Genomic DNA, 11,401 nt, shown 5'->3' on the forward strand with positions numbered 1-11,401 from the left:
GTACGGCGCCCACCGTACCTATTCTTCGTCCTTGATGGCGTGGGTGCGGCCCGGGACGTCGGGTTCTCCCTCGGCCTCGCCCAGGGGCACGCGGGTGGAGCCGAGCCCTTCCTTGACGGGGACCTTGGTGTTGGACTTTTCTCGCTTTGCCATGCGCATCATGTGGTCGCGCACGGCGAGGAAGGACGTCTTCGAATCCATGGTTTGGGTTTGTTGCGTGGCCATGGCTATCTCGTCGGCGGTGATCTCACCGGAGCGCAGCGAGACCATCTCGGCCCAGTAGCGCAGCCACACTGCGGCGACGGCGGCGACCGGCACGGCCAGGAATGCGCCGACGATGCCGAACAGGGTGCCGCCCACAGCGACGGCGAGCAGGACCACAGCGGCGTGCAGGCCCATGGCCTGGGACTGCAGGATCGGGGAGAGGACGTTGCCCTCCAGCTGCTGCACGGCGATGATGAGGATCAGCACGAACACCGCGTTCATGAACCCGTTGGACACCAGCGCGATGATCACGGCGAGAGCGCCAGCGGAGATGGCACCCACGATCGGGATGAAGCCGGCGAAGAAGGTCACCACAGCCAGCACCGGCCACAGCGGCACGCCGAGGAAGAGCAGCCCCAAACCGATGAAGATGGCGTCCACCATGGACACGATGGCCTGGGTGCGGATGAAGCCGGACAGGGTGTTCCAAGAGCGCATGCATACCTCGGTGAGATGCCAGCCGGCGCGCACGCCCGTGTACTTGCGTACCCAGGGCAGGAAGCGGTCGCCGTCCTTAAGGAAGAAGAACAGCAGCACCAGGGTCAACGCGAGCGTGGTGCCTACCGACGTAATCGCGCCGATGCCGGAGAACACCCCGGAGGCGATGTTCGACGCCTGACCCTTGACAAACGCGGTGGCCTGGTCCACGGCCTGCTGGATACGTTCCGGCTCGAGGAAGGTGAAGTTCTGCTCCTTGAGCCAGGAGATGATCTGGTTGATGCCTTGTTCGGCCTGGTGGCCGAGCTCGGTGCCCTGCGACTTCACGGTCGGCGCCATCGCGGCGATGATGCCGCCGAGGATGCCAAAGGTGCCGATCAGCGTGATGAACACCGCGAGGGCGGCGGGGATCTTGTGGTTCCGCATCCAGCGCACCGGCGGCCACAGCACCGTGGCAAGGATCAGGGCCAGCAGGATGGGCAAAAGCCCCATCCACACCCATTTGAGCAGGTAAAGCAGGATCGCGGTGGCGGCGACGATGATGATGAAGCGCAGCGCCCAGGCGGCGGCGGTGCGGCCGTCAGAGGCGATGATGTCGCCGCGGTCTACGGGCTCTTTGGAGAGCTCCTGGGCCGCGTCTGCCGGGGTGGGCAGCATCCGGACGTCGTCGACGGCGGTGTCGAGCGCGCCGACGTAGTCGTTGTTTTCGTGTTTAGTCACGCGCTCATTGTGCCAGAGATGCTGGTTAATGCATATGTCGTGGGGCCGGAGGGCCGACGTCAAGAACAATGCCCTAGACCACACACGGATACGAGTGTAGCGTGTACCACAAACGGACCCTGATGTAAGAAAGGCATGGAAGTGACTGTCTACCCGAACCCCGGAACCGAAGGCTCAAACGTCAAGTACCGCGAGCGCTACGACAACTACATCGGCGGCGACTGGGTCGCCCCAGTGGACGGCGAGTACTTCGACAACATCACCCCCGTCACTGGCGAGGTGTTCTGCCAGGTCGCGCGAGGCAAAGAGGCCGACATCAACTTGGCGCTCGACGCCGCGCACAAGGCCGCGCCCGCCTGGGGCAAGACCTCCCCGGCGGAGCGCGCAATGGTGCTGCTGAAGATCGCTGACCGCATGGAAGAGCACCTCGAGGAGCTCGCGGTGGCGGAGACTTGGGAAAACGGCAAGGCCGTGCGCGAGACGCTCGCCGCCGACATCCCGCTCGCCATCGACCACTTCCGCTACTACGCGGGCGCACTGCGCGCGCAGGAAGGCCGTCTGAGCCAGATCGACGAGGACACTGTCGCCTACCACTTCAACGAGCCGCTCGGCGTGGTCGGTCAGATCATCCCGTGGAACTTCCCGCTGCTCATGGCCGCCTGGAAGCTCGCCCCGGCGCTGGCGGCGGGCAACGCGATCGTGCTCAAGCCGGCGGAGCAGACTCCGGCGTCGATCCTGTACCTGATGGATCTTGTCGGCGACCTCATCCCGGCGGGCGTGCTGAACATCGTCAACGGCATGGGCGACGAGGCGGGTGCGGCGCTGTCCGGCTCCGACCGTATTGCCAAGATCGCCTTCACCGGCTCCACCGAGGTGGGCAAGATCATCAACAAGGCTGCGGCGGACAAGATCATCCCGGTCACTCTCGAGCTTGGCGGCAAGTCCCCGGCGTTGTTCTTCGAGGACATCTTTGAAAAGGACGACGACTTCAAGAAGAAGGCGGTCGAGGGCTTCGCCATGTTCGCGCTGAACCAGGGTGAGGTGTGCACCTGCCCGTCGCGTGCGCTGGTGCACGAGTCCATTGCGGATGAGTTTTTGGAGCTCGGCGTGCAGCGCGTCAAGCAGATCAAGACCGGCAACCCGCTGGACACTGACACCATGATGGGCGCGCAAGCCTCCACCGAGCAGATGAACAAGATCCAGTCCTACCTGGAGCTCGGCCCGCAGGAGGGCGCGGAAGTGCTCACCGGCGGCGGCGTGAACACGATCGACGGCCTGGAAAACGGCCTCTACATCGAGCCGACCGTGTTCAAGGGCACCAACGACATGCGCATTTTCCAGGAGGAGATCTTCGGCCCGGTGATGTCCGTGACCACGTTCAAGGATTTCGATGAGGCCATCTCGATTGCCAACGACACCATCTACGGTCTGGGCGCGGGCGTGTGGGCGCGCTCGGGTACCACGGCGTACAAGGCCGGCCGCGCCATTCAGGCTGGTCGCGTGTGGGTGAACCAGTACCACACCTACCCGGCCCACGCGGCGTTCGGCGGCTACAAGCAGTCCGGTATCGGCCGCGAGACGCACCTGATGATGCTGGACCACTACCAGCAGACCAAGAACCTTCTGGTGTCCTACTCCGAGCAGGAGACTGGCTTGTTCTAAGCAGTTGCTTGTCGACGTTTCAACCTCCGGTTACCCACGTATCCGGAGGTTTTTCTATGCGTTGGCCTGCGAAAACAAAGAAAGTTGCGCTTAGTGGGAACAACTTTGGCGTACGTGCCGTTGTTACCTATGAGTGCGACAGACTCAAGTACGTCGCCGCCGGTGTTATAGTGGTGGCCGTCAAGTTGAGTCGGAGCACATCAACTTACTGATAAACCACTTCTCAACAGGAGGAATAACTCTTATGGCACGTGCAGTTGGTATTGACCTTGGCACCACGAACTCGGTCGTCTCCGTCCTTGAGGGCGGCGAGCCGGTTGTGATCGCTAACGCGGAGGGCTCCCGCACCACCCCGTCCGTCGTCGCGTTCGCGAAGAACGGCGAGGTTCTGGTTGGCCAGTCCGCGAAGAACCAGGCGGTAACCAACGTCGACCGCACCATCCGTTCCGTCAAGCGCCACATGGGCGAGGACTGGACCGTGGAGATCGACGACAAGAAGTACACCCCGCAGGAGATCTCCGCTCGTACCCTGCAGAAGCTGAAGCGCGACGCTGAGGCATACCTCGGTGAGGAGGTCACCGAGGCTGTTATTACCGTCCCGGCCTACTTCGAGGACGCTCAGCGTCAGGCCACCAAGGAGGCTGGCCAGATCGCGGGCCTGGATGTGCTGCGCATTGTTAACGAGCCGACCGCGGCTGCTCTGGCTTACGGCCTGGACAAGAACGAGAAGGAAGAGACCATCCTGGTCTTCGACCTGGGCGGCGGCACCTTCGACGTGTCCCTGCTGGAGATCGGCGACGGCGTCGTCGAGGTGCTGGCTACCGCCGGCGACAACGAGCTCGGCGGCGACGACTGGGATAACCGCGTAGTTGAGTGGCTCGTGGACAAGTTCAAGTCCCAGAACGGCGTTGACCTGTCCAAGGACAAGATGGCTATGCAGCGTCTGCGCGAGGCCGCGGAGAAGGCCAAGATCGAGCTGTCTTCCGCACAGCAGGCCTCCATCAACCTGCCGTACATCACGGTGGACTCCGAGAAGAACCCGCTGTTCTTGGACGAGACGCTGACCCGCACCGAGTTCCAGAAGATCACCTCTGACCTGCTGGACCGCACTAAGAGCCCGTTCAATCAGGTGGTCAAGGACGCCGGCATGTCCGTCGGCGACATCGACCACGTGGTTCTGGTTGGCGGCTCCACCCGTATGCCGGCCGTGTCCGAGCTGGTGAAGGAACTGACCGGCAAGGAGCCGAACAAGTCCGTCAACCCGGACGAGGTCGTGGCACTGGGTGCTGCCCTGCAGGCTGGCGTGCTGCGCGGCGACGTTAAGGACGTGCTGCTTCTCGACGTCACTCCGCTTTCCCTCGGCATCGAAACCAAGGGCGGCGTGATGACCAAGCTCATCGAGCGCAACACCACCATCCCGACGAAGCGTTCGGAGACCTTCACCACGGCTGAGGACAACCAGCCGTCCGTGCAGATCCAGGTCTTCCAGGGCGAGCGCGAGATCGCGTCCGCGAACAAGCTGCTCGGCTCCTTCGAGCTGGCAGGCATCGCACCGGCTCCGCGTGGTGTGCCGCAGATCGAGGTCACCTTCGACATCGACGCCAACGGCATCGTGTCCGTGTCCGCGAAGGACAAGGCCACCGGTAAGGAGAACACGATCAAGATCCAGGACGGCTCCGGTCTGTCCGACGAAGAGATCGATCGCATGATCAAGGACGCCGAGGCTCACGCCGACGAGGACAAGAAGCGCCGCGAGGAGCAGGAGACCCGCAATAACGCGGAGACCATGGCGTACCAGACCCGCAAGTTCATGGATGAAAACGGCGAGAAGCTGCCGGAGGACATCAAGGGCCGTGTGACCGAGGCAGCAGATGCTGTGGACGAGGCACTCAAGGGCGAGGACCTGGATGCCATCAAGTCCGCAGTGGAGAAGCTCAACACCGAGTCCCAGGCAATGGGTACCGCGCTGTACGAGGCCCAGGCGAACGAGGGTGCAACCCAGGCCGATGCGGCCGACGGCGACGACAACGTGGTCGACGCTGAGGTTGTCGAGGACGACGACGCAACCGATTCCGATAACAAGTAAGGAGGCGACGTCTGATGACGAATCCGCACGACGAGCAGATGCCCGACAACCCGGGCGCTCCGGAGGCCACGGACCCCGAGTACGTGTCCCCCGACCAGGCGGAAAACCTCGCCGACGAGGCTGCTGAGTCCGAGGCGCTTGCGACGGACGAAGACCCTCTCTTAGCCGCGGACGCCGAGCTCGAGGACGCCGCGAAGATCGCGGAGAACGAGATCGATCCGGACGCAGACGGCGACGGCGCAGTCAGCGACATCGAGCTGCAGCTGGCGGAGCGCACTGAGTCCCTCCAGCGGGTCAGCGCCGAGTACGCGAACTACCGCCGCCGCACCGAGCGCGAGCGCGGCGAGTTGGCCAACACTGCCAAGGCGAAGTTCGCCACACAGCTGCTGCCGCTTTTGGACGACCTGGATCTGGCCGAGCAGCACGGCGACCTGGAGCAGGGCCCGCTGAAGGCCTTTGCCGACAAGTTCCGCTCGATCGTTGCCGGCCAGGGTATCAAGGAGTTCGGTGCCGAGGGCGACGCGTTCAACCCGGAGATCCATGAGGCGGTGCAGGACCTCTCCCAGGGCGACACCAAGGCCGTGGGCACGGTGCTGCGCAAGGGCTACATGATCGGGGACCGCCTGGTGCGAAACGCCATGGTGATCATCGCCGATCCCGCCGAGCCTGCTGAGCCGGCCGGCGAGCCAGAAGCCGACACAACCGAGTAAGTAAATCGCTCGGATGGAAGGGCCGGGGAATGAGGTAGCGCGGACCCACGCGGCCTCGTCCCCGGCCTTTGTACTTAGATGAATTAGTGAACAAACTTTAGCGAGACAGACTCAATACTCTTTGTAGAGGAAAGGAGGGTGCGAGATGGCTATGCAACAAGAATGGGCCGATAAGGACTATTACGGCGACTTGGGCGTGAGCTCGTCGGCAAGCGCTGCAGACATCAAGAAGGCATACCGCAAGCTCGCACGCGAAAACCACCCCGACTCCAACCCCGGCAACAAAAAGGCGGAGGAGAAATTTAAGCGGGTGGCCGAGGCGTACGACGTTGTCGGCGACGAGCAGAAGCGCAAGGAATACGACCAGCTGAAATCCATGATCAGCTCGGGCGGCTTCGGCCGGTTCGGGCGGGGAGGAGGCTCCGGCTTTCCGGGCGGGTTTCGCGGCACGGAAGCGGAATTCGACCTCTCCGACATCTTCGGATCAGCCGCTGGTGGACAAGCTGGAGACAGCGGCCTTGGTGATATCTTCGGTGGCTTCTTTGGCGGCCGCGGCGGTGCTGGCAGGAACGCTCGGCCGTCGCGGGGGGCCGACGTCGAAACGGAAATAACCCTCGACTTCCGCGAGGCCGCCAAGGGCACGACCATCCCGGTCGAGCTCACCGGCGAAGCGCCGTGCACCACCTGCCACGGCTCCGGCTCCAAGGACGGCAAGACGCACACCTGTCAGATGTGCTCCGGCTCCGGCTACATCCGCGAGAATTCCGGCGCCTTCGGCATGGCACGTCCCTGCACGAACTGCGGCGGCACCGGCGAGATCATCGAGGACCCGTGCGACACCTGCGGCGGCACCGGCACTGTGCGGCGCACCCGCTCGATCACCGTGCGCATCCCCGCCGGCGTGATCGACGGGCAGAAGGTGCGCTTGGCAGGCCAAGGCGAGGCGGGTCCGAACGGCACGCCCGCTGGCGACCTGTTCGTCACCGTGCACGTGCGCAACGACGAGGTGTTCACCCGCTCGGGAGACGACCTCGAGGTCACTGTCCCGGTCGCGTTCTCCGAGGTCGCCCTCGGCGCAACCATCACGGTGCCCACCCTGGACAACCCGGTGAAGGTGAAGGTGCCGGCTGGTACCCCGAACGGGCGCACCCTGCGTGTGAAGGGCCGCGGCATCCCGAAGCGCTCCGGCGCTGGCGACCTGATGGTCACCGTCGAGGTGAAGGTACCCAAGGACCTGGATCCGTCCGCCACCTCCGCGCTGCGCGCCTATGCCCAGGCTGAAAAAGACTCCGGCTTCGACCCGCGCGCCGGGTGGGCCGGGCTCTAGCCCAGGAAGGAGGTGCAGACGATGGATGAAAAACAGGAGTACTTTGTCATTTCCGTCGCCGCTGAGCTGACCGGCATGCACGCGCAGACGCTGCGCACCTATGACCGGCTCGGCCTGGTCACGCCGATGCGCACCAAGGGCGGCGGCCGCCGCTACTCGCGGCGCGACATCTCCATGCTGCGCCGCATCCAGTACCTCTCTCAGGAGGAGGGCGTCAACCTCGCCGGCATTAAGACGATCATCGAGCTCTCCCAGCAGATCGAGGACCTCCAGGACGAACTGGAAACCCAACGCGGCCACAACGAGGAGCTGCGCCAGAAGCTGCAGACCGGTACTCGCCGCGGCGGTGAGCTGGTGCATGTGCCCCGCTCCACCGCGGTGGTCACGTGGGAGCCAGCTGCTTCTCGACGCCGCCGGCGCAGCGCGCGGTAGCGATCGGAGTTTTATACTCGGCCGCATGGCAACCCATGCTGGCGCAGCTCCGCCGCTCAAAGACTCCGGCGCGTGGCGTTTGCGTGTCCCGGAAGCGATTTTTCTCGTAGCGGCGTTCGCGTGGATGGTGGCGGACGACGCAGAAAAGGAAATCAGCGCCGGGTTTGGTTTCGCGCTCATCTTTGTCGCCCCGGCCTTTGTGGGTATTTATCTGCTGTGCTTGGTGTTGGGTATACCGCTGCAGCGTCAGCCGTTGAACCAGTTCTGGGGAGATATTGCGTACGTCGCCGTAGGCGTTCTCGCCACCGTGGTGATGATCAAGGTTGACAGCCCGTACGGCGTGCTGCCGGGCATCATGCCGTATGTCGTGGCAGCAATTTTGTTGACTGGTGTTTCGGCAGCCCTGCGGCGCCTCATCGCTTTCTCGGTGTGGAAAAGAAAGAGCAGCTGAGGCACCGACGGAAACGCCAAACGCCCGCGCAATGAACACGTTCAGCGCGGGCGTTTGTTGTTAACTTGCGACTATCCGAACTCGATGGCCGCGGCGCCGCCAATGTGGCGGAGGTTGGACTTGGCCAGGTTGAACAGGCGGCCAACGCCGCCCTCGAGGAACGCGGTGCGGGCGCCGGACTTGGTGAAGCCCTTCATCATGTCCCAGGTGATTCCCGGCGGCAGCGACAGCGCCTCCGGGTCGGTGACGATGTCCACGAGCACCGGGCCGTCGTAGGCCAGGGCCTCCTTGAGCACGGGCTCGAGGTCGTCCGGGTCCTCGATGCGGAAGGACTTGATGCCCACACCCTTGGCAATCTCGGCGTAGTTGGCCTGCTCGTGGTCGGTGCCGAAGTACGGCATGCCGGCCACCATCATCTCCAGTTTCACCATGCCCAGCGAGGAGTTGTTGAAGCAGATCACCTTCACCGGCAGCTGGTGCAGCTTGATGGTGAGCAGCTCACCCATGAGCATGCCCAACCCGCCGTCGCCGGACCAAGAGATGACCTGGCGGTCCGGGAACGCCGCCTGCACGCCGATGGCCATCGGCAGGGCGTTGGCCATGGTGCCGTGAAGGAACGATGCGGCCTCGTCGCGCTTGCCGTTCGGGGTGAGGTAGCGCGAGGACCACACGTTGCACATGCCGGTGTCGACGGTGAAGTACGCGTCGTCGTCCGCGAGCTCGTCCAGCACGGATGCGGCGAGCTCCGGGTGGATCGGCTTCTTGGACTCGAAGGCCTTGGAGGTGTAGCTCTTCACCACGTGGTCCAGCAGCTGGTAGTGGCGCTTGAGCATCTTGTCCAGGAACTTGCGGTCGGACTTCTCCTCGATGTGCGGGAGGATGTTTTCGATGACGCTTTTCACGTCGCCGACGACCGGGTAGTCCACCTTGGTGCGACGGCCGATGTGGGTGCCGTCGATGTCGATCTGCGCGACGTTCTCGTCCGGCAGCCAGTCGGTGTACGGGAAGTCGGTGCCCACCATGATGAACAGGTCGGACTCTTCCATCGCGTCCAGGCAAGCGCCGTAGCCGAGCAGACCGGACATGCCCACGTCATACGGGTTGTCGTACTCGAAGTACATCTTGCCGCGGAAGGAGTGGCCGATCGGGGACTTGATCTTCTCCGCCAGGGCGAAGACCTCGTCGCGAGCGTCGCGTGCGCCGTAGCCGCAGAACAGGGTGACCTTGTCGGCCTTGTTAATTGCCTCCACCAGGCGGGCAGCCTCGTGCGGGTCAGGGTAGATGCGCTTGTTGGCGCCGGTGGCGTAGACGGAGTCCGCGGTGTGCGGACCATCGGCGGTGTCGGCGGCGAAGACGTCGCCAGGCACGATCATCACAGACACGCCGTTGCCTGCCAGGGTGTTCTGCAGGGCGTTGTGCAGCACGCGCATGCCCTGGTCCGCCTCGTGGACAACCTCGCAGTAGGAGGAGCACTCCTGGAACAGAAGCTCCGGGTGGGTCTCCTGGAAGAAGGAGGAGCCGATCTCCATGGTGGGGATGTGCGACGCAATGGCAAGCAACTTCGCGCCGTTGCGGTGGGACTCGAACAGCCCCTGCACGAAGTGGGTGTTGCCCGGGCCGCAGGAAGCGCCGCACACGGCGAGCTCGTCGGCGGCCAGGGAATCGGCGCCAGCGGCGAACGCGGCGGCCTCCTCATTGCGCACGTGCACCCATTCGATGTCGCTCTGACGCACGGCGTCGGACAGCGGGTTGAGCGAATCGCCCACAAGGCCGTAAATGCGCTTGACGCCTTGGTCCTCTAGGCGCTTGACCACTTGTTCTGCAAAATTGGGCATTGTCTACCTATATCTCCTGATTAGTCGTTTCATTCAACATGCGCCATGGTAACGACATTCACGCATCTGGGTCGGCGCGCTGTTGCAAAGCAGACAGAAACGCGGGGTCTGTGAAGTAATCGGTGTGCCCGCCCCTGACTCCCAGCACACGCTCGCCGCCCCACCCGATGTACGACGGCGACGAGCCGATCGCCGCCGTCGGACCGGAGCGCAACATAAGGATCGGGTCTTCGGGGGAATCGACCACGTGCACCGTCGCTTCGGGCCCAGCCAGGGTCAGCTCCGAGACGTGCTCGCCCGAGACGCCTGCGCTGCCCAGGATCCACAGGTCGTCCGCAAGCAACCCGTGCTGGTGCGCCGCCTTCGTGGCCAAAAGCGTGCCGTAGCTGTGGGAGATCACGGTCTTCTGCGCGTCGGGGAAGCGCTCCTCCAACGCGGCCTGGAACATTGCAAGGTCGTCCGCGCCGGCATGTGCGCGGTGGGGCGAGGCTGCGTCCGTGAGCAGCGGGGGAGGGGCGTAGCCTTGCCACACCACCACCGCAGCTCCGGTCTGTTCCGACAGCATCTGGGCTTTGTCCAGCTCGCCCGGCAGCTTCGAGGGTGTGCCGGTGGTCGCACCCGCGACCATGGTGATCACGCGTGAGGGGTCCACCGCGTCGCCGACTAGGACCGTGGTTGCAGCCGGACCGGCCTCGAGGATCACGCCGCCCGCGTCGTCCACGGCTGCCATCGTGGACGCTGGCACCGTTTGTGCGTGCCGGGCGTGCAGCGATTCGAAGGACTCGTCCGGGTGGTCAAACAGCGGGTCGTAGTCCTGTTCCTTGCCGGCTGCGCCCAACAGGGTCCGTGACAGCCTCAGATCCAGCATCATGGACATTCCGTTGAGCCAGAGCACAACGCGCGAATGGGCGTACATGCCGATGAACTCGGCGGCCTCGTCAAACTGCTGCTGCAGGGTGGCGGCGACGACCAAAGCCACCGAGGCTTGCTCTAGCCGCTCAGCGCTTGCGCCTAGCGACGAGCCGTAGTCCGCAAACCTGGCCGCAGAGGCCTCGAACGCGGGGCCGCGGAACCCGGAATCCGCAATCACAGCGGCTGAAAACGGCGCGTGTTCCGCCCGTTCCCGCGCACCCTCAGCGGCCAATCTGGTGGCGGCTGCCGCAGCGAACAATTCGGATGCGATCAGTGCTGGTTTGTACGTCACGGCGCCAACTCCTTGCCGAATCGGGCATCTGCCTGCTCCACTTCGGACGCAAACGCGGCGACTTCATGGAGGTGGGTATCAAGGCGGGACGTGCAATCGTCGACAAGCAAATGCTCGGTGTCCTGCAAGGACGCGAGCGCGGATGCGGAGCGCGAGGGGCTTAATTGGGCGGTGGGAAGGGTAGTGAAGCTGCGGATGCAGCTGCGGGCGGCGGGTGCGGTGTCTGTGGTCAGGTGAAGAAATGTCATGCAACGAACCATCCGCGAACGCAA

At 64.1% G+C, this 11,401-nt stretch carries 10 protein-coding genes; 6 read left to right on the forward strand and 4 right to left on the reverse strand.

Going from position 1 to position 11,401, the window contains the following annotated elements; all coding sequences use genetic code 11:
- Nucleotides 1-18: 18 nt before the first annotated feature.
- Nucleotides 19-1,422 carry an AI-2E family transporter gene (locus NUW87_RS06420; RefSeq protein WP_336296916.1) on the reverse strand — a complete coding sequence of 468 codons (1,404 nt, stop codon included), beginning with the start codon at nt 1,420-1,422 and terminating at the stop codon, nt 19-21.
- 141 nt (nt 1,423-1,563) lie between these two features.
- On the opposite strand from NUW87_RS06420, the gene exaC reads away from it, so the two are divergent.
- The 6 genes from exaC (at nt 1,564) to NUW87_RS06450 (ending at nt 8,090) form a co-directional block, all read left to right on the forward strand.
- Entirely contained in the window at nt 1,564-3,084 is a 1,521-nt protein-coding gene (exaC, locus tag NUW87_RS06425; protein ID WP_239307547.1) for an acetaldehyde dehydrogenase ExaC, read from the forward strand.
- 244 nt (nt 3,085-3,328) lie between these two features.
- Entirely contained in the window at nt 3,329-5,170 is a 1,842-nt protein-coding gene (gene dnaK / locus NUW87_RS06430; protein WP_126857771.1) for a molecular chaperone DnaK, read from the forward strand.
- A 14-nt stretch (nt 5,171-5,184) separates the two neighbouring features.
- Nucleotides 5,185-5,880: a nucleotide exchange factor GrpE gene (grpE, locus tag NUW87_RS06435; protein ID WP_269027752.1), complete on the forward strand. Its 696-nt coding sequence runs from the start codon at nt 5,185-5,187 to the stop codon at nt 5,878-5,880.
- A 145-nt stretch (nt 5,881-6,025) separates the two neighbouring features.
- Nucleotides 6,026-7,207, forward strand: coding sequence for a molecular chaperone DnaJ (dnaJ, locus tag NUW87_RS06440; RefSeq protein ID WP_239217439.1), 1,182 nt, complete (start codon nt 6,026-6,028; stop codon nt 7,205-7,207).
- Between the two features lie 21 nt (nt 7,208-7,228).
- On the forward strand, nt 7,229-7,639 hold the full coding sequence (locus NUW87_RS06445) for a heat shock protein transcriptional repressor HspR (protein WP_035000174.1): 411 nt from the start codon (nt 7,229-7,231) through the stop codon (nt 7,637-7,639).
- A gap of 25 nt (nt 7,640-7,664) precedes the next feature.
- Nucleotides 7,665-8,090 carry a hypothetical protein gene (locus tag NUW87_RS06450; protein ID WP_269027753.1) on the forward strand — a complete coding sequence of 142 codons (426 nt, stop codon included), beginning with the start codon at nt 7,665-7,667 and terminating at the stop codon, nt 8,088-8,090.
- Nucleotides 8,091-8,161: 71 nt separating this feature from the next.
- Here NUW87_RS06450 and NUW87_RS06455 read toward each other — a convergent pair whose 3' ends face one another.
- The 3 genes from NUW87_RS06455 to NUW87_RS06465 are packed head-to-tail and all read right to left on the reverse strand — an operon-like array spanning nt 8,162 to nt 11,377.
- Nucleotides 8,162-9,925, reverse strand: coding sequence for a pyruvate dehydrogenase (locus tag NUW87_RS06455; protein ID WP_269027754.1), 1,764 nt, complete (start codon nt 9,923-9,925; stop codon nt 8,162-8,164).
- A gap of 58 nt (nt 9,926-9,983) precedes the next feature.
- Complete coding sequence (locus NUW87_RS11775; RefSeq protein ID WP_269027755.1) at nt 9,984-11,129, reverse strand: alpha/beta hydrolase; 1,146 nt, start codon at nt 11,127-11,129, stop codon at nt 9,984-9,986.
- Complete coding sequence (locus tag NUW87_RS06465) at nt 11,126-11,377, reverse strand: hypothetical protein (protein WP_269027756.1); 252 nt, start codon at nt 11,375-11,377, stop codon at nt 11,126-11,128. The genes NUW87_RS11775 and NUW87_RS06465 overlap by 4 nt, the downstream gene beginning before the upstream one ends.
- Nucleotides 11,378-11,401: the final 24 nt, after the last annotated feature.

The organism is Corynebacterium pilbarense (genome assembly GCF_026930265.1).
In the GTDB taxonomy this organism is placed as follows: domain Bacteria; phylum Actinomycetota; class Actinomycetes; order Mycobacteriales; family Mycobacteriaceae; genus Corynebacterium; species Corynebacterium pilbarense.

Bases quoted from the DNA above. Each gene is read 5' to 3' on its own strand.
- dnaK (WP_126857771.1), top strand. From the start codon at position 3,329: ATGGCACGTGCAGTTGGTATTGACCTTGGCACCACGAACTCGGTCGTC.
- grpE (WP_269027752.1), top strand. From the start codon at position 5,185: ATGACGAATCCGCACGACGAGCAGATGCCCGACAACCCGGGCGCTCCG.
- dnaJ (WP_239217439.1), top strand. From the start codon at position 6,026: ATGGCTATGCAACAAGAATGGGCCGATAAGGACTATTACGGCGACTTG.
- NUW87_RS06445 (WP_035000174.1), top strand. From the start codon at position 7,229: ATGGATGAAAAACAGGAGTACTTTGTCATTTCCGTCGCCGCTGAGCTG.
- NUW87_RS06450 (WP_269027753.1), top strand. From the start codon at position 7,665: ATGGCAACCCATGCTGGCGCAGCTCCGCCGCTCAAAGACTCCGGCGCG.
- NUW87_RS06455 (WP_269027754.1), bottom strand. From the start codon at position 9,925: ATGCCCAATTTTGCAGAACAAGTGGTCAAGCGCCTAGAGGACCAAGGC.
- NUW87_RS06465 (WP_269027756.1), bottom strand. From the start codon at position 11,377: ATGACATTTCTTCACCTGACCACAGACACCGCACCCGCCGCCCGCAGC.